General features: G+C 33.5%; 22 protein-coding genes and 2 tRNA genes. 15 read left to right on the top strand and 9 right to left on the bottom strand.

Annotated elements, in window-relative coordinates:
- The first annotated feature begins 23 nt into the window (after positions 1 to 23).
- The 8 genes from BM227_RS04560 (at position 24) to BM227_RS04525 (ending at position 10963) form a co-directional block, all read left to right on the top strand.
- Positions 24 to 1439 (top strand): COG3400 family protein, encoded by a 1416-nt coding sequence (locus BM227_RS04560; protein ID WP_092911634.1) that lies wholly within the window; start codon positions 24 to 26, stop codon positions 1437 to 1439.
- Between the two features lie 69 nt (positions 1440 to 1508).
- Positions 1509 to 2567, top strand: a complete 1059-nt coding sequence (gene aroB, locus BM227_RS04555) for a 3-dehydroquinate synthase (protein ID WP_092911632.1) — start codon at positions 1509 to 1511, stop codon at positions 2565 to 2567.
- A gap of 1 nt (position 2568) precedes the next feature.
- On the top strand, positions 2569 to 4197 hold the full coding sequence (locus BM227_RS04550) for a mechanosensitive ion channel domain-containing protein (RefSeq protein WP_092911630.1): 1629 nt from the start codon (positions 2569 to 2571) through the stop codon (positions 4195 to 4197).
- 1 nt (position 4198) lies between these two features.
- Entirely contained in the window at positions 4199 to 5446 is a 1248-nt protein-coding gene (gene mtaB, locus BM227_RS04545; protein ID WP_092911628.1) for a tRNA (N(6)-L-threonylcarbamoyladenosine(37)-C(2))-methylthiotransferase MtaB, read from the top strand.
- Positions 5433 to 7082, top strand: a complete 1650-nt coding sequence (locus tag BM227_RS04540; RefSeq protein ID WP_092911626.1) for an AAA family ATPase — start codon at positions 5433 to 5435, stop codon at positions 7080 to 7082. The genes mtaB and BM227_RS04540 overlap by 14 nt, the downstream gene beginning before the upstream one ends.
- Positions 7069 to 7593 carry a pimelyl-ACP methyl ester esterase BioV gene (bioV, locus tag BM227_RS04535; RefSeq protein WP_092911624.1) on the top strand — a complete coding sequence of 175 codons (525 nt, stop codon included), beginning with the start codon at positions 7069 to 7071 and terminating at the stop codon, positions 7591 to 7593. The genes BM227_RS04540 and bioV overlap by 14 nt, the downstream gene beginning before the upstream one ends.
- Before the next feature lie 11 nt (positions 7594 to 7604).
- On the top strand, positions 7605 to 8138 hold the full coding sequence (mog, locus tag BM227_RS04530; RefSeq protein ID WP_092911622.1) for a molybdopterin adenylyltransferase: 534 nt from the start codon (positions 7605 to 7607) through the stop codon (positions 8136 to 8138).
- A 32-nt stretch (positions 8139 to 8170) separates the two neighbouring features.
- The gene (locus BM227_RS04525; protein WP_092911620.1) at positions 8171 to 10963 is read left to right on the top strand and encodes a helicase-related protein; all 2793 of its coding nucleotides are present in this window, start codon (positions 8171 to 8173) and stop codon (positions 10961 to 10963) included.
- Here BM227_RS04525 and BM227_RS04520 read toward each other — a convergent pair whose 3' ends face one another.
- From BM227_RS04520 to BM227_RS04510, 3 genes are read right to left on the bottom strand one after another with little or no spacing between them, the layout of a single operon-like run.
- Positions 10964 to 12241, bottom strand: coding sequence for a TolC family protein (locus BM227_RS04520; protein ID WP_092911619.1), 1278 nt, complete (start codon positions 12239 to 12241; stop codon positions 10964 to 10966).
- Positions 12238 to 13794 (bottom strand): DHA2 family efflux MFS transporter permease subunit, encoded by a 1557-nt coding sequence (locus tag BM227_RS04515; protein WP_092911617.1) that lies wholly within the window; start codon positions 13792 to 13794, stop codon positions 12238 to 12240. Before BM227_RS04515 ends, BM227_RS04520 begins: the two co-directional genes overlap by 4 nt.
- Before the next feature lie 3 nt (positions 13795 to 13797).
- Positions 13798 to 14913 carry an HlyD family secretion protein gene (locus tag BM227_RS04510; RefSeq protein WP_092911616.1) on the bottom strand — a complete coding sequence of 372 codons (1116 nt, stop codon included), beginning with the start codon at positions 14911 to 14913 and terminating at the stop codon, positions 13798 to 13800.
- 104 nt (positions 14914 to 15017) lie between these two features.
- Between BM227_RS04510 and BM227_RS04505 the strand changes: the two genes are divergently transcribed.
- The 4 genes from BM227_RS04505 to BM227_RS04490 all read left to right on the top strand — a co-directional run bounded on the left by BM227_RS04505 (position 15018) and on the right by BM227_RS04490 (position 17309).
- Positions 15018 to 15608, top strand: a complete 591-nt coding sequence (locus BM227_RS04505; RefSeq protein ID WP_092911614.1) for a TetR/AcrR family transcriptional regulator — start codon at positions 15018 to 15020, stop codon at positions 15606 to 15608.
- 7 nt (positions 15609 to 15615) lie between these two features.
- A complete protein-coding gene (locus BM227_RS04500) occupies positions 15616 to 16410 on the top strand; it encodes a patatin-like phospholipase family protein (protein ID WP_092911612.1) in 795 nt (264 codons plus the stop codon).
- The gene (locus BM227_RS04495) at positions 16407 to 17021 is read left to right on the top strand and encodes a phosphatase PAP2 family protein (RefSeq protein ID WP_092911610.1); all 615 of its coding nucleotides are present in this window, start codon (positions 16407 to 16409) and stop codon (positions 17019 to 17021) included. Before BM227_RS04500 ends, BM227_RS04495 begins: the two co-directional genes overlap by 4 nt.
- 63 nt (positions 17022 to 17084) lie before the next feature.
- On the top strand, positions 17085 to 17309 hold the full coding sequence (locus BM227_RS04490; RefSeq protein ID WP_092911608.1) for a hypothetical protein: 225 nt from the start codon (positions 17085 to 17087) through the stop codon (positions 17307 to 17309).
- Between the two features lie 10 nt (positions 17310 to 17319).
- Here the strand turns inward: BM227_RS04490 and BM227_RS12720 are convergent, their stop codons facing one another.
- From BM227_RS12720 to BM227_RS04470, 6 genes are all read right to left on the bottom strand, one after another.
- Positions 17320 to 17487: a hypothetical protein gene (locus BM227_RS12720; protein ID WP_177201991.1), complete on the bottom strand. Its 168-nt coding sequence runs from the start codon at positions 17485 to 17487 to the stop codon at positions 17320 to 17322.
- Between the two features lie 12 nt (positions 17488 to 17499).
- Positions 17500 to 18033: a peptide-methionine (S)-S-oxide reductase MsrA gene (gene msrA / locus BM227_RS04485; RefSeq protein ID WP_092911606.1), complete on the bottom strand. Its 534-nt coding sequence runs from the start codon at positions 18031 to 18033 to the stop codon at positions 17500 to 17502.
- A 163-nt stretch (positions 18034 to 18196) separates the two neighbouring features.
- Complete coding sequence (locus tag BM227_RS12715; RefSeq protein ID WP_177201989.1) at positions 18197 to 18364, bottom strand: hypothetical protein; 168 nt, start codon at positions 18362 to 18364, stop codon at positions 18197 to 18199.
- Between the two features lie 25 nt (positions 18365 to 18389).
- Positions 18390 to 19850, bottom strand: a complete 1461-nt coding sequence (locus BM227_RS04480; protein ID WP_092911604.1) for an NAD(P)/FAD-dependent oxidoreductase — start codon at positions 19848 to 19850, stop codon at positions 18390 to 18392.
- A gap of 286 nt (positions 19851 to 20136) precedes the next feature.
- Positions 20137 to 20213: transfer RNA gene (locus BM227_RS04475), tRNA-Met, on the bottom strand.
- Positions 20214 to 20226: 13 nt separating this feature from the next.
- Positions 20227 to 20301, bottom strand: a tRNA-Gln gene (locus BM227_RS04470).
- A 112-nt stretch (positions 20302 to 20413) separates the two neighbouring features.
- Between BM227_RS04470 and BM227_RS04465 the strand changes: the two genes are divergently transcribed.
- The 3 genes from BM227_RS04465 (at position 20414) to BM227_RS04455 (ending at position 23276) form a co-directional block, all read left to right on the top strand.
- A complete protein-coding gene (locus BM227_RS04465) occupies positions 20414 to 21439 on the top strand; it encodes a bifunctional 3,4-dihydroxy-2-butanone 4-phosphate synthase/GTP cyclohydrolase II (protein ID WP_092911602.1) in 1026 nt (341 codons plus the stop codon).
- A gap of 449 nt (positions 21440 to 21888) precedes the next feature.
- Positions 21889 to 22731: an IS982 family transposase gene (locus BM227_RS04460; RefSeq protein ID WP_092911600.1), complete on the top strand. Its 843-nt coding sequence runs from the start codon at positions 21889 to 21891 to the stop codon at positions 22729 to 22731.
- Positions 22732 to 22874: 143 nt separating this feature from the next.
- Positions 22875 to 23276 (top strand): hypothetical protein, encoded by a 402-nt coding sequence (locus BM227_RS04455; RefSeq protein ID WP_092911598.1) that lies wholly within the window; start codon positions 22875 to 22877, stop codon positions 23274 to 23276.
- Positions 23277 to 23714: the final 438 nt, after the last annotated feature.

Here is a 23714-nt window from a genome sequence, read left to right as displayed (position 1 = left end):
TAATTTAAAAAGGTATAGGTCTTATGAAAAATATATTAATTCTTGCTGATGGAATTGTAGCAAAACATTTTTTACATCGTATAAGTAAAACATTTATTAGTACCAACTCTTATACAGTTATTACATTTGATAAAAGCATTTTGCCAAAAAATCAGCCTTCATTTTTTACATTTTATACTTTTGATCCTACCAGTTATATAAAATTGTCAAAAATTTTAAAACGAGATTTTGATGATATTTTTATTATTTTGAAAAATAGAGTTGATGCAGAGGGATCATATAAGAATATAAGAAGAGATAAACCTTTTACAAGAATAACCTTTTTTAATAAATGGGATATAGTTTTTGAAGATGAAAACCTTTTAAGTATTAATGCAAATGAACTGCTTGCAAGCCGTATTTATGACTTTTTGCCAAATGTTCCTGTTATTGCGCAAAATGTTGGTTTGGGTCAAGGTGAGATAATGGAAGTTCTTGTTCCATTTGGTAGTTCATATGTGTATCGACATATTGGTACTATCATACAAAATCAGTGGCGTATAGTAGGTTTGTATCGCTCTAACAAATTGATACTTCCAACACCATCTTTAATGATTAAACCTAATGATGTACTTCTTTTGGTTGGAAAACCTTCTGTATTGGAGTCAGTTTTTAAAGAGATTAAGCAAGAGTTGGGACAGTTTCCTGCTCCATTTGGAGAAAATTTATATCTCTATATTGATATGCAAGAAGAGAGTAAAGAGTGTATTTTAAACTGCTTAGAGCAAGTTACTTATTTTCATAGGCGTATAAAAGGAAAGCGACTTATTATTCGTATTAATAATCCAACAGATATAAAACTTCTTGAAAAAATCAAATCTTTAGATAATGAAAATATTGAAACAATTATTGACTACAACTATGATCAACCTGAAAGTATAATAAAAATAGATATTTTAAAATATAATATTGGACTTATCATTTGCGGATATGATATTTTTAGTAAAAAAATGTATAAAGAGATTTTTTTCTCTATTAAAAAGCCTGTTTTGCAGTTAAGTCAAACCTCTTTAATGCATTTAAATAAATTAGTTGTAATTCTTTCTGAAGATAAAAATATGGAGATTATCTCTACTACAGTATTTGATGTTGCATCACAGCTTGATTTAGATATTGAACTGCTAGATTATGAACCTGATGGCAAGTCTGAGAAAAAAAGTTTTATACTTAACCATTATGAGAATCTTTCAAACATATTTTCAAAAAAGATGAAAGTTATACAGGGACAAAAAAATCCTATAAGAGAGTTGGCAACACAAAAAGATTTTTTACAAGTAGTACCTTTCACAAAAAAAATTATAAGCAATCGTATATTCTCAATTTTTAGTACAGATTTTGAGAAGCTATATTTTAAACTTTCAGATAATCCACAACTATTCGTTCCTAGTGATATTGAGTAGTGCTTCAAAGCACATATTAAGGAGTTCTTAAGTAAAATCAAACAAATTTTACTGAATAGGTTTTCATAAATGAAAGTATCAATTACTCTTCCTACACCTCCAAGTAGAGATTATGAAATTATTATAGATGAATTACCATCCATTGAAATAGAGGGCAAAGCAGCAATTGTAACAAATCCAAAAGTAGCAGGTCTTCATTTGCAAAGACTTCTTCAATCTGTAAAAGCTAAAGAGCTTTATATTGTGACAATTCCAGATGGAGAAGAGTACAAAACAATGGAGACTATTGAGTTTATGTTAGATCGTTTCTTTGACCATAGGCTTGATAGAAAATCGACTCTTATTGCTTTTGGCGGCGGAGTTATTGGAGATATGACAGGTTTTGCTGCTAGCATTTTTCAACGTGGTATTGATTTTATTCAGATTCCAACTACTCTGTTATCACAGGTTGATGCCAGTGTAGGCGGAAAAACAGGTATCAATAATCGTTTTGGTAAAAACCTTGTAGGAGCTTTTCATCAACCAAAAGCTGTCTATATCGATACTTTTTGGCTTAATACACTTCCAAAAAGAGAGTTTTCAGCAGGAATTGCAGAGATAATCAAAATGGCTGTTATGTTTGATGCAGACTTTTTTGATTGGCTGGAAAAAAATGATCTTTATGAAGATAGCAATCTAAAAGAGGCAATCAAAAGATCTGTTGAGCTAAAAGCTCGTGTTGTTAATGAAGATGAAAAAGAGAAAGGTGTAAGAGCAGTTTTAAACTATGGACACACTTTTGCTCATGTTATTGAAAATTTCAGTGGGTATGGCTCTTATCTTCATGGTGAAGCGGTAGCTATTGGTATGGTAATGGCTAATGATTTGGCACAGGAGTTTGGATATTTTTCTACGGATGAGTCTGAACGTGTAAAAGAGTTACTGAAAAAATATAATTTGCCAGTCAGTTACAGTATAGAGTCAGCTGAAAAGTTTTATGATCAATTTTTTCTAGATAAAAAGAGTCACGATAATAAAATTACTTTTATTATTCCAGAAAATATTGGAAAATATAAGATGTTGTCAAGTCCAGAAAAAGAGTCAGTTATAAAAGTATTAAAAAAATTTGAAAAGGCTGAAGGTTTTTAAGATGAGATTTAAATTTTTTCATCTTATACTTCTTTTTTATGCATTTGCTTTAACTCAAAATATTGAAGCATCAAGAACTATAAATAATATATCTGAAAACAATCGTTCAGTTGAACAAATAGATGAGAAGTTATTACAGTTAAGTCAGGATTTAAATGAAATAAATCAGCAAATAAATGATGAAGGGGTCTGGCAAAAAATTTATGCGAACCATTTAGCATATATAAAACTAAACTCAGATATAGAAGAGCTAAAGAAGAAGATACGTTACTATAAAGCAAGGGGCAGCAGAAAATATCATACAAAAATTCAGGAGCTAAAATTAAAAAAGTCCCAGCTTGAAGAGAGGTTAAAACTTTTAGAAGAGTATAAACAAAACCCTTTTAAGACAGTTGTAAAGCCTCAAGAGATCAAAGATATTCCAACTGTAACTAATCCAATAGCCATAATAAGTGCATTTTCATTTATTAAACAGTTAAATGAGCATCTTTTAAGATTTGAAAATGAGTTAGAAAGTTTAAAAGAGTTTACATCTTTACTGGAAAAGAAAACTGCTATTTTAAAAGAGTATCTTGAATTAAAACCTGATAATAAAGATTATAAACAGGAACTTAAACAGGTTGAGCGAGAGTTAAATGATGCATTGGACGCATTAAGTTTAAATGAGACTGCTCTAGTTGTTTATAGAAAAAAAGTTGATGAAATAAATCTAAGATTGACTGAACAAATTAAAGAGCAGGCAAAAAAAGCTGGAACTATAGGTTTTTCTATAGCTATTTTACTTCTTTTTGTTCTTCTTCTCAAATGGCTTATAAAACGTACAATTACCGATAATGAACGCTTCTATATGGCTAATAAAATTATAAATTTTACTTTTGTTTTTCTTGTAGTGATGATTTTACTTTTTGCTTATATAGAAAATGTTTCATATCTTGTTACAGTACTTGGATTTGCTTCTGCCGGTATTGCTATTGCAATGAAAGACTGGTTTATGAGTATGCTTGGTTGGATGGTTATAGTTGTAGGTGGCTCTATTCATGTTGGAGACAGGATAAGGGTAGATAAAGATGGTATGAAGTATGTCGGTGATGTTTTAGATATTTCACTCTTTCGTATTACTATACTTGAAGATATTACATTAACTACATATTTGCATAATAGAAGAGCAGGGCGTATAATTTTCATACCAAATAACTATATTTTTACCAATATGATAGCCAACTATTCCCACGCAACCTTAAAAACAGTATGGGATGGAATAGATTTTACTATCACTTTTGATTCAAACCATAAAAAGGCACAACTGATTGCAAAAGAGACAGCAAAGAGGTATGCAAAAGGTTATACAGATATTACAAGAAAACAGTTAAATAAGCTTCGTGCAAGGTATAGTTTGAAAAATACAAATGTTGAGCCTCGCGTTTACTCATTTTTAGAGGAGAATGGAATTAGGATCAGTGTTTGGTACCTTACAAATGCTTATGCCACATTGACATTAAGAAGTACAATTTCATCAGAAATTTTAGATCAAATAAAAGAGCAAGAAGATATAACAATCACCTATCCATCACAACGTATATATTTAGAGGATTCAGGGTTTAGGAGTGAGGATTTAGAGGTTAGGATTTAGGATGAAGAGGGTTTTCTTTAAGACTTTTGGGTGTCGGACTAATCAGTTTGATACACAGGTTATGATGTCACGGCTTGGTAAATATGAAATTGCTGATAGTGAAGAAGAGGCAGATGTAATAGTTGTAAACTCTTGTACAGTAACAAATGGTGCCGACAGTGGTGTAAGAGGTTACATTAATCAAGTTGGGCGTAAAAACAAAGATGCCAAGATCTTTTTAACCGGTTGTGGAGCTCATACAAAAGGTGAAGAGCTTTTTAAGAGTGGTAAAGTTCAGGGAGTTTTTGGACATAGCGAAAAAGAGAAGATTACAAAGTTTTTGCAAAGTGATACACCATTTTATGAGATAGGTGATTTAGAGCATATAGATTCAACTGTAGTTGAACAATTTGTAGGAAAATCAAGAGCTTTCATAAAGATTCAAGAGGGTTGTGATTTTCGCTGTAGTTACTGCATCATTCCTTTTGTACGAGGTAATGCAAGAAGTCTTGATGAAACCTTGATTTTAGAGCAGATAAAACGTTTAGCAGCAAATGGCTTTGGTGAGTTCATTCTTACAGGTACCAATGTTGGTAGTTATGGAAAAGATAGAGGAAGCTCTATTGCAAAACTTTTAAAGCGTATGAGTCTCATTCGTGGAGTACGTCGTATTCGCATAGGTTCACTAGAGCCTATTCAAATTACAGATGAATTTAAAGAGCTTCTTGATGAACCGTGGATGGCTAAACATTTGCATATAGCACTGCAACATACATCTGACAAAATGTTAAAACTGATGAATCGCAGAAATGAGTTTGCTAGTGATTTAAAACTTTTTGAAGAGATTGCTAGTCATGGGTATGCAATAGGAACTGATTTCATTGTAGGGCATCCTGGTGAAGGTGAAGAGGAGTGGAGTGAAGCCTGTGAGCGTATTAAACTTCTTCCATTAACACATATTCATGCTTTTAGCTACTCAAAAAGGGATGGAACACCAAGCAGTACAATGAAAGAGCAGGTTCCTGGGAATATTGCAAAAGCACGTCATAAAGAGTTGACTTCAATAATAAAAGCAAAAAATTATGCTTTTAGACAAAGTGTTGATAAACCATTAGAGGTTCTCATAGAGAGTGAAAAAGATGGTGCATATGTTGGACTTGATCAATATTTTAACAAAATAGCAGTAAAAAGCAGTCGTGATATAAAAGGTGAGTGGCTCACCATTGAAAATTATGAAGTGGCTGAGGAGATAAATTTTGGAAGTTTCTAAAAAGAACCGTATTATTTTAATTATTTCTGCACTTTTTATTGCAATTATACTTACTATTGCCTATTTACGAGATAAAGCAAAAACAATTGATGCAAGTACAGCAGAAAACTTAATAGAAAATTCATTGGTAACAGATGCAGTAATAGATGGACCTTATCTATATTTTAAAAGTGGTGGGTCTTTATATAAAGTTCCAAAAGATGGAGTTGATCTTAAAAAGATTTACAACTCAACTGCTGTAACAATTAAAGAAGAAAATCCATATATTGCAGACATTATCACTGTGACTGTTCTTATTTTGCTTGTTTTATATCTACTTAGATGGGCTAGAAAAAATAGAGAATTAAAAGAGCAGCAGATAAACGAGCAGATACAGCTGGCAAATGAACTACAAAAACCTGCAGATATTCATCCTATTATTTCTGATGTAACTTTTAATGATGTAGCAGGCATAGATGATGTCAAAGAGGAGCTTGAAGAGATTATTGACTTTTTAAAGCAACCGCAAAAGTACAGAAACTTTGGCATAAGAATGCCAAGAGGTGTACTTTTGGTAGGTCCTCCTGGTGTTGGAAAGACTTTGATTGCAAAAGCAGTTGCCGGAGAGGCAGGTGTACCATTTTTTTATCAAAGTGGTGCATCTTTTGTCCAAATCTATGTTGGAATGGGAGCAAAACGGGTTCGTGAACTTTTTAAAAGAGCTAAAACAATGGCTCCTGCAATTGTATTTATTGATGAAATAGATGCTGTAGGTAAAGCACGTGGCGGTATGAGAAATGATGAAAGAGAAGCTACTCTCAATCAACTCTTGACTGAAATGGATGGTTTTGAAGATAGCAGCGGTGTTATTGTTATTGCGGCAACTAACAAGATTGAAATGCTTGATGATGCTTTACTTAGACCAGGTCGCTTTGATCGTCGGGTATTTGTATCATTGCCAAATAAACAGGAGAGAAAATCTATCTTAAAAATCTATCTTTCTAATAAACCACACTCACTTGATTTAGATGAAATTGCAGAGATGAGTGTCGGCTTTAGTGGAGCAGCTCTTTCATCTTTAGTAAATGAAGCAGCTATACATGCACTGAAAGCTGGGAAAAAAGTTATTGAAACAGATGACTTTTTAGCAGTAAAAGATAAAGTTTTACTTGGTAAGCGAAAAATATTGACATACAGCAGTGAAGAGAAGAAGATACAAGCACTATATCAAGCATCTAAAGCAGTAGCAGCTTACTGGCTTGATGTAGAGTTTGAAAAGATTGGACTTTTGAGTGATCATTTTAAAACTTCTGAAAAAGAGATTGTCTCTAAAACAGAGATGATGAACCGTATAAAGGTCTATTTAGCTGGAAATATAATGATGCAGTTACATTTTAATGAACAATATACAAATGCTGCACAAGATTTAAAAGAAGCAAGAATGCTAGCCAAAGATATGGTAGAGCATTTTGGAATGGGAGAAAAGCTTTCAGCTGGATTACATCAAGAAGATAAAATCTTAGAAGATGCTCGTTTAGATATAGAGGGGTTTGTTACACGAATGCATGACAGTATCGTAAAACTTGCTGATGAGATTTTAAAGTGTGAAGTTGTTACAAAAAATGATGTAAGGCATCTGCTGCATGATATTTTTTAGTGGTTTCTCCCTGAAAAATGAAGAGGAGCTCTTTTATGATTATTTAAATAATGTAAAAGAGAACCCATACGTTGTAGTTGGCTTTAGTTACGGTGCTATAAAAGCATTGGAGTTTACTGCAAACAGCAATGAGCGAATTGATAAACTCATTTTAATCTCTCCAGCTTGGTTTTGTAATAAAAGTAAAGCATTTATAAAAACCCAGCTTCTCTATTATAAAAAAGATGCTGATGCATACACTAAAACATTTTTAAAAAATATTGCATATCCTGCTAACTTAGATTTAAGTAAATACATTGCACCTGCGACTTTGTTTGACTTGGAAAAACTTTTGACATATCAGTGGCCAAGTGAACCTTTTAAAATCTGTAAAAACAGAGATATAATTATTGAAACCTATCTTGGCGGTAAAGATAAGATTATAGATGCGTATGAAGCTCATGAGTTTTTCAGACAATACTCAGAAAGCTATTTTTTTAAAAATGTAGGACATATTTTAATGTCTTTATGAAAGGAATATATATGGATCAAATTAAAGTTGGAGTCGTAACAGCAAGTGATCGTGCGAGTGCCGGTATTTACGATGATATCTCAGGTGTAGCCATTATGGATACTCTTAAAGAGTATTTGCAAAATGAGATAGAGTTTGTATATCGTTGTATTCCTGATGAACAGAGTGAGATAGAGAAGGCTCTTAAAGAGTTGGCATATGATGAAGAGTGCGACTTAATAGTAACTACCGGTGGAACAGGACCTGCGCCACGTGATGTAACTCCTGAAGCTACTGAAGCAGTTTGTCAAAAAATGATGCCAGGCTTTGGTGAATTGATGCGTCAGGTAAGTTTACAGTATGTACCTACAGCAATTTTAAGTCGTCAAACTGCTGGTATTTGCAATAAAAGTCTTATTATTAACCTTCCTGGAAAACCTAAGTCTATTCGTGAATGTCTTGATGCAGTTTTCCCTGCAGTTCCTTACTGCATAGACCTTATTGGTGGGCGTTATATGGTTACAGATGAAAATGTCATCAAAGCATTTAGACCTAAAGGAAAATAAGTAAAAGTTAAAATACTTTTTACTGGAAGAATATGGCAAAGAAAAAGAAAAAACTGATTAAATATAATCAAACTATACGTAAAATTTTTGGCGGCGAAGGTTTTGATGAGGGGATCACCCGTGTTCCATTAGATAACTTAATAGAAATGGCAATGATCCTCTCACTTAAAGAGCAGCACTTAACTAAAGCAGACCTTGTAAAAGCTTTTCGTCGTGTATGGTCAAATGGTGATACGGCAGACAGAGCATTGATCACCGAGTATCTTAAATCGCTTGATACAACTTTTAAAGTAGATAAAACAGTTTCAAGTCAAGAAGCAAGGCTTGAAAAAATTGATGAGATACTCTCAACCATAGATCATACTCCAGGTGAAGCGGTTGCAATAAGAGAGCTGTTTGAAGATGTAAAGCTAAAAAAGATTACGCCAAAACGCATTCAAAAATCTCTTATGAAGTTGCGAAACGCTAAAAAGCGTAATAGCTTGGAGGAGAAGTTTGACGGTGCATTTGATGATGACGGAAACTTTCATTTCTTCCACTCATTTGCCTTTAAAATTTTTGATGAGCAATTTCATAAGATTCTTGAGCTTAGTTGCAGACCGTTTGAAGAAGAAGAGATTTTAACGCTTGATGAAGAAGAACTTGGCAAGAGACTTGAGAGTTGTAAAGAGAGTGCTATTCGCAAAAGAGAAGAGGAAATTAAGCAGTTTTTAGAGATTGCTTCAAAACCTAACAGATATTTAGATATTGATCAGAAATTAAAGGCAATTAAACGGATTCCAGAAAATTGTGATTTTGCATTTGTCCCAATTCCTTCAGAGTATTTGCACGAAATATTGTTTAATCAGTTTGAGATTAAAGATATAGAGGTTTTATCTGATAGCTTTAGATTGTTTAAAAAATTTGAAAAAGAACTTTTTAAAAATCCGGAGTGGAAAGTCAGATACAAACTGTTACTCGAAGTGCAGATGCGATGGCTCTATCAGGCTATTTGGGAAAATGAGCATTTGCCTATTGATGAAGATTTTGAAATGCGTCGTAATGAGGTTGAGGCACAGTTTGATGCTGAGTTAATTGCACTTAAAGATGCCCTGTTAAGCGAGGCTGAAGGGCTTGAAATGAGAGATGAGCAGGTAGAGACGATTATTGCCAACTCTGTAATTGATGCAATTTCTCAAAAAGAGGTTCTTGAGATACCTTACAAAACATTAAAAAGAATCAATCGCCATTTTGCACGTCAAATAGAGGGACTTAAGCTAAAAAAACAGCGTGAAGAACTTCTTGCGCGTACTATCAGAGATTTTAAAAACCTATTTCCATTGGCAAGAGAGATGGGTCGTAAACTCATCTTTCACGTTGGTCCAACAAATAGCGGAAAAACATATGCCGCTATGGAAAAATTAAAAGAGGCTGATACTGGATACTATCTTGCTCCTCTTCGTCTTTTAGCGCTTGAAGGGTATGAAACTTTAAAAAACTCCGGTTTAGAGGCTAGTTTGATAACAGGAGAAGAGCAGATTATTGACGAGGAGGCAGCACACATAAGCTCAACCATTGAGATGGTAAACTTTCAGGTTGATGTTGATGTCTGTGTTATAGATGAAGTTCAAATGATTGCTGATCCAGATCGTGGCTGGGCTTGGGCAAATGCGATTATTGGGATTCCTGCTCATACTGTCATAATGACTGGAAGTGAAGATGCACTCGAAGCGGTGCAAGAGTTGGCAGAGTGGCTTGATGAAGAGCTTGAAGTAGTACGATTTGAGAGAAAATCACCGCTTATTCTCAACTCTAACTCTACATCACTGAAAAAACTTGAACCTTCTACTGCTATTGTAGCTTTTTCAAGACGTGATGTTTTAGCTCTCAAAGAGCAGTTAAGCGGTCGTTATGATGTTTCTGTCGTTTATGGAAATTTGAGTCCGGAAGTACGAAGGGAAGAGGCAAGACGATTTAGAGAAGGCGAATCGCAAATCTTGGTTGCAACTGATGCTATCGCAATGGGGTTGAATCTTCCTATTAGAACTATTCTTTTTGCGCGTGACTCTAAATTTGACGGTCAAAGCCGTCGTCTTCTAACACCATCTGAAATTCGTCAAATTGCAGGAAGAGCAGGGCGTTACGGTTTACACGAAGAGGGTTTTGTAGGTGCCTTGACAGGACCTGTTTTAAATACTATTACAGAACTGATAGATGAACCATCTCCATCAATTCGTGGTCCATACCGTGTAATGGCAAATTTTGATCATATTGATTTGATTGCAAAAATCATTGAGACACAAAGCCTTTCAGAGATTTTAGGTTTCTTTGTTAAACATATGCAGTTTGATGGTCCATTTATTGCGGCTAATATTGAAAATATGCTTGAGATTGCTAAAATGGTTGATCTGTACAATTTGGATCTTAAGACAAAATATCATCTTGCATGTGCTCCACTTAGTTTGGGATCACCATACCTTGAGAGTGTTTTTCATCGCTACCTAATCTCACTTGAGCGACAAGAGCCGATACCATTTAATCTACCTGAACATCTGCCGCAAGTTGCACAAACTTCAGATATGCTCTTTGAAGCAGAAGAGATGGTTAAAGAGGTCTCTTTATATCTTTGGTTATCTTATCGTTTTTCTAATTTTTTCATAGATACTGAAAATGCTTTAGAAGCTAGGAAAATTCTTAATGATTTTATTGAACGCTCTTTGAGACAGGGTGTTTTTGCCAGAGCTTGTAAACGTTGTGGAAAGCCGCTACCGCCCAACTTTAAATTTGGTATATGCCAAGAGTGTTATAGAGGAGGACGGCAAATACGCCGTTATATAAAAAAGTAGCTATTTTATAAAGAGCGTTTTAAAACGCTCTAATCCTGCCATCAATCCTATTGTAGCTGTTTGAATAAAGATTTGACTCTTAAGTACCGAAACTTTTGCATGAGCAACCGAAAGGTCGGCAATGGCACGGCTAAGTTCATCAGCACTTGCAAGCTGGTTTTCAAACCTTCCTTTTGTTAATTTATAATACTCTTTTTGAGCTTTTAGCTCCATCTTTGCGCTTAAAAGCTTTGATTGAAGAGCAGATAAGGTTAAAAAGGCATTTTCCAGTTCTGTTTTAACACTGTTTTTATAGTCATTAAGAGCTGTTTTGGCTGAAAGTGTACGGTAACATGATGCTTCATACTGCTTCTTATCAGAAAAACCGTTAAAGAGATTCCAAGAAATTACCGTGCCAATGTAGCTTTGATCAGCATTGCTGAATCCATCACCATTAAGTGCTAGTGTGTCACCTTTTCTTTTTAGTTCTGCTGTAAGAGCAATTGTAGGGTAGTAGCGGCTCTTTGCAAGTTTTTCATTCTCTTTATCGATCTTTAAAGTACGTTGTAAAGCTTGAATATCTTCACGATTTTGCAATGCTGTTGTGATAATCTCTTTTTTATTGAGTTTTTGTAATGGATAGTTAGAAAACTCAACCGATGTAATAGGTTGGTTAAGAAGATATTTAAGCTGGTTAAGTAGCCTATCTTTTTGACTTTTTGCATCAGTAATTTCTGCTTCAATTGCGTATCGTTTAGCTTCAATATTGTAAAGATCTGCCGGTGGGAGAATGCCATTGTCATAAAGTCCTTTTGCCTTTTTATAGGCATCTTCAATCGCCTTTTTTGCATCTTGTTTTGCATTTAACGTCTCTTGTGCAGCATAAATTGCACCAAAGAGTTGTGTTGCTTGTAGGTAGAGATTTCGTTTAAGATCAAGCACTTTTAATGAGGCTTTTTCATACTCCAATTTTGCCTGATCAATTTCAGCACTAATAGCAAAACCTGTAAAAATAGGGTAGGAGAGTTTCAGCGATCCAGTAAAACTGCGTTCAGAACCAAGAGGAAAGGTTGTATTGACAAAGTTTACTGTCGGTTTCTCATTTAGCCATACTCCGCTCAAACTAAGATCAAGAGTTGGGAGATTTTTACCTCTTTTAGCTTCAGAGATCAATTTTGCAGACTCTTCAAGCTGTTTAGCACTTTTTAATTGTAGGGAGTTATCTACCCCACTTAAAATCTCTTGGTAGGTTTGGGCATATATCAGTAATGGAAAGAGTAAAAGAGTTAAACGTTTCATTTTGTATCCTTAGATGGTTTGAGTTTAACAAATAGCAGCAGTACAAAAATAGAACCTAAAATTCCCCAATATCCTGCGTGCATAAAGGTATTGTAAAACCCATAGTTGTAACTCATAAAAGTTTCATAATTCATAAAAATGGCCTTAACCTGATCGGCAGTGATTCCAAGACTCTCTTCTATTGATTTAAGATAGTTTTGAAGGTAGGTAATGTTTTGCAGTTCTTCCATCCTAAGAAAGTGGAGATTTTTAAAATACTCCATATTGTTAGTAGCTAGTGCTGTACCAAAGCTTCCGCCTACAAATCGGAAGTAATCCATTAGCACAATGGCAAGTTCACTTTTGTCTGCTGGTGCACTTTGAAGTACCATCACTGTAACAGGGGCAAAGAATAGCCCCATACCTATGCCAAACGGGATCGTCAAAAGCATTGCTTGTGTCAATGGTGTATAGTAGTTTAGTGACGGTAAAAAGGTTATTGATGTGATCACATAAAAGAGTGATGCAATGAGAACTGTCCTTTTTGCTCCAATTTTGTCGGCTAGCATTCCTGCAATTGGAGAAAAGAAGCCTATAAAGACAGCAAAAGCAAAGACTGCTATACCAGCATCAAGGGTTGGAAGCATTTTGATATGCTCATAATATACGGGTAAAAGATAAAAATACTGATACATAGAGAAGCCAAGAATGAAGAAGTAGATCATCATTCCATTGGCAAAAGTTGGATTTTTAAATAGAGTGAAGTCGATCAGTTTATGTTTTGACCAAATTTCGCTCAATGCATATAGTAGAAAAGCGATCAAACATACAAAGAGCAAAAGACCTATGAATGAGTTATTGAACCATCCCATCTGCTGACCACGACTAAGCATTATAAGCAGTGAAACTGTTGCTAGGGAGAGAAGCAAAAAGCTAACAAAATTGAACTTCAACTTTTCAAAAAGGCTATCTTTAGGTAGATAAACAATACCTGCAATAACAAGCAAAAGCCCAATAGGTACGTTTATAAAAAAGACCATCCGCCAATTGTAATATTCTGTCAAATAGCCACCGATTGTGGGACCCAAAGCTGGTGCAAAACTGACGCCAAGTCCGTAAATTCCCATTGCCAAACCCTTCTTTTCGGGTGGAAAGTAGCTAAAGATCATAACGTGGCTTGTAACCATAATGAGTGCTTCACCAAATCCTTGAATTATACGAAAAAGGATGATCTCTTCAAGTGTAGATGAAACACCACAAAAAAATGAAGCAGTTGTAAAGAGTGCAATTCCTGCAAGAAAGATCGCTTTCGAGCCAAATCTTTTTATTAAATACTCTGTAATTAGCAGTGCAATAGCAGCGGCAACCATATAGCTTGTAATGATCCACTGTACGCCGTACATATCGGTAGATAGTGGACCTGTAAGTTTAGGAACAATGACATCTACAACTGTTGTATCTAAAATTGCCATAAAGGCACCAGTCATTACAATGATGCTAAATATTGCTCTCTCTTTGGATGTAATATCCCAAGGTTTATTAGGTGTTATGACATCACCATTTGGTTCAGTCATTACTTAGTTCCTTTTAATTGCAACAGTTGCACCCATTCCGGCACGTAATCCATCTATACTGTCTAATTTAATGCGTACAATAAAACGTTGGTCCAGTTTTGTAAATTCACCGCTTGCAATGTCTCTGGGAACAAGGCTAAAAGTTGATGCAGATGTTGGGGCAATTGACTCTACCACTCCTTTATAGACTCTATCTTTTACTGCATCTACTTTAATTGTAACACTACTTCCATCTTTAATTCCATACATCTTCTTTTCAGAGAGTAGTACTTCGCAATATAGTGATTTTGGATCGGCTAGTGCATAAATTGGTGAGCCTTTTTTTACTACACGAGGTGCATCTATAAACTTTTTTGCAATAATTCCATCAAATGGTGCATATAGTTTTGTATATTCAATTTTGTTTTCTATATCTTCAAGTGATTTTTTTTGAAGTTTAAGATTTTCATTTTGAGCTTCTATTGTTTTTTCAAGCTCTTTTATCTCTTTTTCATTTACTATTGCCAGTTTGTATGCTTTTTTTGCTTTTGATATATTTACATTTAACTCATCTATCTTTTTTTCCATAGCTTCAATTTGCTTGCTAAGTGCATCACGATTTGTTTTGATATTTTCATATTCAGTTGATGCTATAAGATTTTGCTCAAGCATATTTTTATATCTTTTCAGATCAAGATCTAGTTTTTTAAGTCTTGTTTTAGATGCTTCTATGTTGAAGTGGAGTGAATCTTTCTCTTGTTTAATTGCCTTTATATCTATTTTTGCAATCTCTCTTTGCAGTTGCAGGCTCTTTTTTAAACGCTCTTTTTTTAGTTTTAAAACTTCTATTGACTTTTTTAAACTCTCAATAGAGTAGAGTATTTTATCTTTTGCTATTTTAAGGTCTATAGGATCAATAACTGCTAGTAACTCTCCCTTTTTTACCTCTTCATTCTCAAGTTTTTTCATTTCAATTACTTTTCCACCAACTTTAAAACTTAAGGTAGATATTTTATCGCTTTTGATAAATGCAGCATCACTTACGGCATTAACTGAACGGTAATGAAGATAAGAGTAACCAATATATGAAAAAAATAGTATTAATCCTATAATAATGAAAGTTCCTATACGTTTTGACATTCATTTTCCTTAAAGTGAATTATATTCACGAAAATATTATCTTATTCAAGTTTAAGAACATCTGATATAATATCAGTACTAGATCTAATTTCTATGGAGTATTTGTGAGAGATATTATTAGACAGAAAGTTTTAGAGACAAAAAAGAATCTTGTTCTTGAAGAGATATCTAAAATATTTGAAAATGATGGATTTTCCAGTGTTAAAATGCAAGATATTGCAAACAGACTTAACATTTCTGTTGGAGCACTTTACAAACTGTTCTCTTCAAAAGATGAGCTTTTTTACGAATATATTGCTTATCAGATCAGACTCTTTCATAATATGTTAGTTGAGAACTGTTCTTCATTATCCCAACCAAAATTATGTCTTGAGACATATGTAAAATTGAAATTTGATGTATTTACAGCTAAAAGAAAAGCTATAGAGGATCCAGTTATTGGTGATCCACTCTTCTTTTTTAAAATGAATACTCAAAAAAACGATCCAGTTAAACCCATTTTTGAATTTTTAGCTGAACTTTTTGAAAGGCTTGACAAAATTGAGCCACTTAAAGAGAAAAACTATATGAAACTTGCTTATCTGTTTAATGCATTTACAATGGGGTATATTGAGTATTGGATAAATTATGATGAAAAACTTGAAGAGAGTGCATCTGTAGTTCTTGAAGAGTTTTTAAAAGGTATGAAAGCATGAAATTATTATGAAGAAAAAAGTATCATTGGTATTAGGTAGTGGTGGTGCTCGTGGTTATGCTCATATTGGAGTAATTGAAGAGCTTGAAAAGAGTGGTTATGAGATAGTAGCGATCAGTGGTTCTTCAATGGGTGCTTTGGTTGGCGGATTGTATGCTTGTGGTAAACTTGAAGAGTATAAAAATTGGGTAACAGGACTTAATGCTATCAATATAGCTACTTTGCTTGATATCTCTTTTTCTCGTGGTGGAATTATAGAAGGTGAAAAGGTTTTTCAGAAGCTTTCTACTATGATAGGAGAGCAGAAAATTGAAGACCTTCCTATCAAATTTACAGCAGTAGCAACAGATTTAGTAAAGAAAAAGGAGGTGTGGTTTCAGCAGGGAGATTTGCTTAAAGCTATTCGTGCCTCTATTGCAATTCCTTCTATTTTTACACCTGTAAAAATGGGAAATATGATCCTTATTGATGGTGGTGCCTTAAATCCTCTTCCTGTTGCACCTACCAACGCTGATCATACTGATGTTACAATAGCCGTTAACTTATATGGGGATATCTCTAAACCAAGACCTGATACAAAAATAGTATCTGCACCAAAATTTTCAATGTTGGATGTATTGGATAAAACATTAGATACAATGCAAGATGCACTAACACGTTATAGAATTAGTGGGTATCCACCAGATATAATGATCAATATTCCTATGGATGTTTGTAATACAATAGATTTTCATAAAGCTGAAGAGGTTATTGAAACTGGTCGTAATGTTACAAAAAAGATATTGAAAGATATTAATAATTGAAAGTTTTAAGCTTTTTGGGATTACTTCTTTTTGTCTCAATGTATTTGATTATATCGAATGACCCACTACCTTATTTTGATAAAAAAACAGCAGAGATACTTTTTCAGTATCACTCAACTTTTTTTGATCAACTATTTATAATAGTTACATATTTAAATAATGTAGAATCAGTTTTAATTATTTCAATAATTGTATCTATATACTTGATCAATAAAAAAAGGTTTAAAGCTTTACTATTTTATCTTTTTACAATTGTTACTGCTACGATAAGTACATATTTTTTTAAAATTTATATAATGCGAAATCGTCCTGATAATGGACTGCTTGATATCAACAGTTATGCTTTTCCATCTTGGCATGCTACTCTTTCTGTTGTGTTGTCACTTCTTGTTTTTATCATTTTTAATGAGTATATTAAAAATAGTCGTGTTAAAAAATTTTTTATAAGCTTTATTTTTATATGGCCTTTATTGATAGGTTTTTCAAGAGTTTATTTGAATGTACACTGGTTGTCAGATGTGTTAGCCGGATGGGGACTAGGACTATTTATTGTCAGCACTTCAACACTTTTTTTTAAATATTTTAATGAAAATTCAACTATAAAATTTTAGAGTATTAGCTTATGTATTGTGCTATACTTTTATCGATTTAAAAAGTTAGGAAAGAGCTGTTCAATGAGTACTGAAGAGAAAGTAATACTGCTTGCTATGCTTAAAAAAGAAGAGGGTGAAGGATTACGTGATATATTGGCTATACTTGAAAACAACCGGTTATTTACAATGAAAGAGGGGAAGAAGCTTGCAAAAAGTTTAAAAAATGAAGGGTATATTTCTGATGGCGAGTTGACACCAAAAGGCTTTTTAGTTGCCAAACAAGTTGAAATGGAGTTTAAACTCTAAAAAGAGACTCTTAAGATTTTGAGTCTCTTTTTTCTTTCTCTTTGTTTTCAATCTCTTTTAGTGCTAATTTACGCATCCACTCTGAAAAATTAACTCCCTCTTGACGGCAAAACTCTCCAATTTTCTTCATCTCTTCCATTGTTACTTTAACTTCTAACTCTATCATTTTTTCAGCCATTGTAATCTCCTTTCACTTTACTAATTCTTTGAATGTTTTTTGAAATTTTTCTACTTTTGGTGCAACAACTACCTGACAATATCCTTGATTAGGATTATTTTTAAAATAGTCTTGATGATAATCTTCCGCTTTCCAAAAAGTTTGAAGAGGAGAGATTTCAGTAACTATTGGTGATGTAAAGTTTTTTTGTGCTTCTGCTTTACTCTCTTCAGCTATCTCTTTTTGCTTTTCATCATGATAAAAGATAACAGAACGGTACTGTGTTCCTACATCTGCACCTTGGCGGTTGAGTGTTGTAGGATCATGTATTTTCCAAAAGATTTCAAGAATATCTTTAAAGCTTATAATAGTTGGATCATAAGTAATTTGAACAACCTCTGCATGACCAGTAGTTCCAGAACATACTGCTTCATAAGTTGGATTATTAATATGACCGCCAGCATAGCCGCTTACTACATCTTCAACACCTTTAACATTTTCAAAAACAGCTTCAAGGCACCAGAAACATCCACCACCTAATGTAGCTTTCTCATAATTTTTTGACATTACAATTCCTTTTTCTGCAATTAAATATAGTTGCAGTAAAAATATTATAAAGATTATTTTTTTCATTCAATCATTGTAGTATTACTTAACTAAAAGAAATGTAGAGATATTAAATTAGAAGTAAGCATCAAAGGAGCCACAAGGCACCTTTGATTGATTTTGATTAGTGGTGAGATTTAAGAATCAATTTTGTCATTCTTATATTGATTACAAGAAAACGAATAATTTGATATATAATATTCGTTCTAAGAAACTTTACCAAGCCTCCTGGAATCATTGTTCCTGATTGTGGACTATAAGGGTCTAGATGTTGAATGTGCTCATTTGCCATTTTAATATCCTTTCTATTTTATTTTTTATTCTGGAATTATCTTCCAACCTGGTTTAAGCTGTGCTTTCCACAAGAATGCATAGTGTAACAGATATTTGATCCAGTGTCCTGCAAGACCAATCTCTCCAGTTGTATACTCTAAATCACGTCCTACTCCAGGATATTTTTCATAGTCTGGAACAATAGGGTAAACAGTCATAGATACTGCTTTACCATTGATCAAACTACTACCTGCTGATGCAACACAAGCTGCACCCATTTCAGCCATACTTGCAGTGTGAGTTGGTTCTTTAGCACCCTCAAGAATCATATCTCTTACTGTACCAGCTACAGCCTTACCCATCATTGCAGAAGGCATACCTGTTCTAGGAGGAGTTGGGTTAATTGGTGTTCCATTTGGATTTTTCATAGGTTTAGACATTAAATGAGGAGGTGCAAAAGCAATACCTACTGCAAACATGTTTTTATAGTCTGGATTTTGAAGAGTTTTTGGCCAGTCAGATGCTTTCCACTCTTCATATGGTTTTGGAGTATAATCAGCATCTACTTTCATAAAGCCATTTGGTGCAAATACTTTATCAGTTATATCTGTACCTTCTTTATCGTATGCTTTTAAACCAACACCACCAAATGGAGGAATTAGCATTGAAAAGTCAAATTCTTGCTCACCAGTTTCACCAGTTAGTGTTTCGTAATATATTTTTCCTTCTTCAATTTTAGTAACATGTGTACCTAAAATCCACTCTATATTGTGCTCAGCATATAGAGATTCAGCAAAAATTTTACTAGAAGCAATGTAACCACCTCGTTTTATATGCATTCCACCCATACCAAAGTCGCCAAGGAATGACTCGTTTGTCAACCAAACCAATTTTGCTTTATCGCGTACTCCAGCAGCACGAAGCTCATAATCTATATTAAATATATACTCAAATGCTGCACCTTGACATGTACACATTCCATGCCCTGTACCTATAACAAAAGTTTGCTCTTCACCAGCTTTCATTTTTGCAATACATTTTTGCAACTCTTCATTTGCATGAACAGCATGATCAGCAGTACAAACAGATACAGTATGACCTCCATGTGGTCCAAGTCCTTCCGTAGCAGCAAAGTTTAGTTTAGGACCAGTTGCATTAATTAAATAGTCGTAAGTAATTTCTTCTTTTTCACCTTCTTTGTTTTGACCAGTGTACTCTATAGTTACAAATGGAGAATCACTTTCACTACTTCCTTCAGGATGAATAGAGATAGCTTTTGCTTGTCTGTAGTCAATTCCAGCTTTTGCATATACAGGTCCAAGATCAAAAACAACATCTTCTTTTTTCATTTTTCCAACACCAACCCATATGTTGGATGGAATCCAGTTCCATTTACTGTTTGGTGTTACTACAACTACTTCATGGTTGCTACCCAACCAATCTTTTAGAAATGTAGCTGCAGTATGACCTGATACTCCACCCCCTAAAACAACTACTCTTGCCATATTTTTCTCCTTAAACTTATAGTTCACTTGATTATAATCCCTACTGATTAAATTGAAACTTAAATGCTGTAAAAATAGTAAATTTTACTTTTAAAATAGGTTTTTTTATATAAATAATATAAATTATTGAATGGGAATTACAAGTAAACTGATAAAACTTGATGAATCAAGTTGAAACTGAAACTTATTATGTTGGCGATTGTACTGATGGGTTGAATTGGCGACTTAAAATCGTACTAATGAGTTGAATAGGTGCTTAAAAGAATATCGTTTATGAAGTTTTGATTGGTTGCGGGAGAGGGATTTGAACCCCCGACCTTCGGGTTATGAGCCCGACGAGCTACCAAACTGCTCTATCCCGCGATTGAAGAAAAAGTGGATGGGGTAGAGGGATTCGAACCCCCGAATGGCAGGACCAAAACCTGCTGCCTTACCGCTTGGCGATACCCCAATCGGTTTCTTGAAGCTCATTGCTTTTTGTTGGCAGAATTATAGTGCAAAAAAGTTTCATTGTCAAGAGTTTTTCGCTATAATTTTTTAAATTTTCAAAAAAGAGGATAAAAATGCCATTTCAAAGAGTTCAACAGGCTATAGAAGATATAAAACAGGGCAAAATGGTTGTAATGATAGATGATGAAGATAGAGAAAATGAAGGTGATCTTGTATATGCAGCTACTTTTTCTACTCCACAAAAAGTTAACTTTATGGCTTCAGAGGCAAAAGGGCTTATTTGTGTTGCTATATCTAAAGATATTGCAGATCGATTAAAGCTCCAGCCAATGGTTCAACATAATGATTCTCAGCATGAAACTGCATTTACAGTATCAGTTGATGCAAAAGATGCAACAACAGGTATTTCAGCTTATGAGAGAGATATGACTATTAAATTACTGGCTTCACCTTTAAGTTCACCTAATGATCTTGTACGTCCTGGACATATTTTTCCTCTTATTGCTAAAGATGGAGGAGTTTTAGTACGTACAGGACATACTGAAGGGTCTGTAGATATTTGTAAACTAGCCGGACTTGCACCAAGTGCTGTGATTTGTGAAATAATGAGAGATGATGGTCAAATGGCTCGGCGTGATGATCTTGAAGTTTTTGCAAAGAAACATAATCTAAATACTGTCTATATATCTGATTTGGTTGAATACAGACTTCGTAATGAAAGATTGGTTCAATTAATTAATGAAGAAGAGATAGAGTTTTTTGATACTAAAGTAGAAAAAAAAAGTTTTAAAGATCATCAAGGAAGATGTCACTATGCTATTGTTTTTTACAAGCTACATGAAACTGAGTATGTAAAGTTTCATAATATAGGTAGAGATGTTGACCTTTTAATGCACTCATCAAGATATAAACAATTGACTAACTCAATAAATTACCTTAAACAAAATGGTGGAGTAGTTGTATTTTTAGATAGTGCAGATACAAATGCATCTGATTCTATGAAAGAGTATGGTATTGGAGCACAAATTTTGACTGAACTTGGCATCAAAAATATTAAATTGCTTGTTTCAAACAAAGGAAAAGAGTTTGTAGGTCTTGGAGGGTTTGGATTAGATATAGTAGAAGAGGTTGAAGTGTAATGAAGATCAGAGTATATTATGAAGACTTTTTTATTCTATATTACAAAGAAAAATGCCTAAAAATAGGGAAATACAATAAATAACTTTATCTAAAACTTGTATTTTAAGCGAAAAAATAGGCACGATTTTGGACACTGTAAAACATAAATATTATGAATATCAAGTGTGGCACTTATCCGCACTTGTCCGCAACTATCTAACTTATAAAAATCCCTAAAATAGGACTTATCCGACTTATCACACTTATCCAGTATAAAATTATAATTATAGTAAAAAACAACAATTTGAGCTACTAAAAATAATGTATTTTTTGTTATTTAATGCACTTGACGTGATTACCTGTCCTTGTTCCCTATGTGTAATATTATCTTACAAATAACCCAAATTGCTAGTTTCAAAGAAGGATTAAAGTTTGCTTGAGTACTCCATAAAAAGCTTGGGGGCAATTTATGGAGCAAAGAATTATAACAGTTTATTGTTTAATAGATGAATATCTAAAAGTAAATGGGATCAAAGATGATATTAGAGCAGAAGTATCCAATAGTGAGATACTTTTGGTTGGATATCTTGCAGTCAGTGATTTCAATGGAAATTATCGCAAAGCACACAAGTACTGTCAAATGCTTAATTTTGTTAAGATACCTGAATATTCACGCTTTATTAGACGGCTTAATCGTTTAGAGCAGATAATTGAAAAACTCTTTTCTTGGCTAGGTAAACTATTTATCAAACTTGAAGGAACAAATATCTACTCTGTTGATTCCTTTCCAGTAGAGTTATGCAATATCACTAGAGAAAAACGGTGTCAGCTATGGAATAATCCAGATTTTAAAGGTTTTAATGCTTCTAAGTGTCGATTCTTTTATGGTTTTAAAGTTCATATGGTTGTTACTACAGATAAATCACCTGTTTACTTCTTTATTTCTGAAGGATCAATGCATGATGTTACAGCAGCTTATGGACTACTTTCTCATCTACCAAAAGGATCAATTGCCATAGGAGATAAAGGATATATCTCTAGTAAGCTTGAAGAGTTTCTAAAAAAATTGAATATCAAGCTTTCACCAATATTTAAGAAACGTATGCAATATGATGATGATTATTTCATTAAACGAAAAATTAGAAAAGGCGTTGAAACAGCCTTCTCTATGATAACAGCCAAGTTTGGTAAAGTAATCAAGGCAACATCCATAGGTGGTTTTCTTACAAAACTTAAACTCTTTCTTGTCGCTTACAGCATTGACTGCTTTTTGAAGCTTGATGAAGAGAAGCAAATGTTATTGATTAACTAGCAATTTGGGTTACAAATATTTTAAACACTTACTACAAAATTATTCTACTTAAAAAAAATTCCAATCTCTTAATTTGTTTAACTTTCTTACAAGAGTGCAAAATATGTATATATATCTAATAAAAACAAAAGGAGGATTGGAATATGACACAAACTGAAATTAAGAAAATAGTTAAGTCGATAACTATTGAATGTGTTAAAGATGAGTTGCATCAACTTAAGGTGCTTGGACAAAAATTTGATGAAGCCATTGATGATGATAATAAAGAGCTTGCAGATGAACTATTGGACAAATCGTATGATATTGTAAATTTCATAATAAAAAAAATTACACCAGCCGGCTTTGTAGCAAAAGAGCTACCTAATAATCCATTGATGAGCTGGGAGTCATTTTGTGTAGCTTTTTATAATGATTATACAGCTTTTAATATGGATAATAATGGTCAGAAAGCTTTGTTTGCAGTTGATATAACTTCTTGTAAGCATATATCACACTCTATACATATAAAGAGTGAAGATTTCTCATATTGGGAAGAATTAGGTTAAATAATATAGACTGACAATTTTGCCTTTGAGTTTTAATAGCATTTTTAAAGCTCAAAGGCTTTATATAAAAGTGCTATAATGATCTACAAAATAAGTAAAATTAATGCCTTTATCTCTTCAATTACTCATCCTTTTGCCATCATTATGTCGTAGTCAATGTATTATTAATATGCTTGATTATTAAGCTAAAAAGCAGTTTAAAATTATTAAATTTTTGCTACAATATCAGGGAAGTAGAAGAAAAAATCATTAAATATTGATGTTGTTTTTCAAATTTTTGTACAAATATATGGAAGTAAAAATGATAAAAATCATTACAGGCTTGATATTCGCCGGATTTGCTTACTATTTCACCGAAAAAGATAACCCAAATAGTGAGCTTTATCGACTATTGCATAAAAAAGACTAAGTTCTAAATTTACCAAAAGAAAGAGATAA

It is taken from the genome of Hydrogenimonas thermophila, assembly GCF_900115615.1.
Taxonomy (GTDB): domain Bacteria; phylum Campylobacterota; class Campylobacteria; order Campylobacterales; family Hydrogenimonadaceae; genus Hydrogenimonas; species Hydrogenimonas thermophila.
This window is presented reverse-complemented; position numbering and strand designations above follow the sequence as displayed.

Excerpts from the sequence above, each read along its gene's own strand:
- BM227_RS04560 (WP_092911634.1), top strand. The coding sequence starts at position 24 with ATGAAAAATATATTAATTCTTGCTGATGGAATTGTAGCAAAACATTTT.
- aroB (WP_092911632.1), top strand. The coding sequence starts at position 1,509 with ATGAAAGTATCAATTACTCTTCCTACACCTCCAAGTAGAGATTATGAA.
- BM227_RS04550 (WP_092911630.1), top strand. The coding sequence starts at position 2,569 with ATGAGATTTAAATTTTTTCATCTTATACTTCTTTTTTATGCATTTGCT.
- mtaB (WP_092911628.1), top strand. The coding sequence starts at position 4,199 with ATGAAGAGGGTTTTCTTTAAGACTTTTGGGTGTCGGACTAATCAGTTT.
- bioV (WP_092911624.1), top strand. The coding sequence starts at position 7,069 with ATGATATTTTTTAGTGGTTTCTCCCTGAAAAATGAAGAGGAGCTCTTT.
- mog (WP_092911622.1), top strand. The coding sequence starts at position 7,605 with ATGGATCAAATTAAAGTTGGAGTCGTAACAGCAAGTGATCGTGCGAGT.
- BM227_RS04525 (WP_092911620.1), top strand. The coding sequence starts at position 8,171 with ATGGCAAAGAAAAAGAAAAAACTGATTAAATATAATCAAACTATACGT.
- BM227_RS04520 (WP_092911619.1), bottom strand. The coding sequence starts at position 12,241 with ATGAAACGTTTAACTCTTTTACTCTTTCCATTACTGATATATGCCCAA.
- BM227_RS04515 (WP_092911617.1), bottom strand. The coding sequence starts at position 13,794 with ATGACTGAACCAAATGGTGATGTCATAACACCTAATAAACCTTGGGAT.
- BM227_RS04510 (WP_092911616.1), bottom strand. The coding sequence starts at position 14,913 with ATGTCAAAACGTATAGGAACTTTCATTATTATAGGATTAATACTATTT.
- BM227_RS04500 (WP_092911612.1), top strand. The coding sequence starts at position 15,616 with ATGAAGAAAAAAGTATCATTGGTATTAGGTAGTGGTGGTGCTCGTGGT.
- BM227_RS04490 (WP_092911608.1), top strand. The coding sequence starts at position 17,085 with ATGAGTACTGAAGAGAAAGTAATACTGCTTGCTATGCTTAAAAAAGAA.
- BM227_RS12720 (WP_177201991.1), bottom strand. The coding sequence starts at position 17,487 with ATGGCTGAAAAAATGATAGAGTTAGAAGTTAAAGTAACAATGGAAGAG.
- msrA (WP_092911606.1), bottom strand. The coding sequence starts at position 18,033 with ATGTCAAAAAATTATGAGAAAGCTACATTAGGTGGTGGATGTTTCTGG.
- BM227_RS12715 (WP_177201989.1), bottom strand. The coding sequence starts at position 18,364 with ATGGCAAATGAGCACATTCAACATCTAGACCCTTATAGTCCACAATCA.
- BM227_RS04480 (WP_092911604.1), bottom strand. The coding sequence starts at position 19,850 with ATGGCAAGAGTAGTTGTTTTAGGGGGTGGAGTATCAGGTCATACTGCA.
- BM227_RS04465 (WP_092911602.1), top strand. The coding sequence starts at position 20,414 with ATGCCATTTCAAAGAGTTCAACAGGCTATAGAAGATATAAAACAGGGC.
- BM227_RS04460 (WP_092911600.1), top strand. The coding sequence starts at position 21,889 with ATGGAGCAAAGAATTATAACAGTTTATTGTTTAATAGATGAATATCTA.
- BM227_RS04455 (WP_092911598.1), top strand. The coding sequence starts at position 22,875 with ATGACACAAACTGAAATTAAGAAAATAGTTAAGTCGATAACTATTGAA.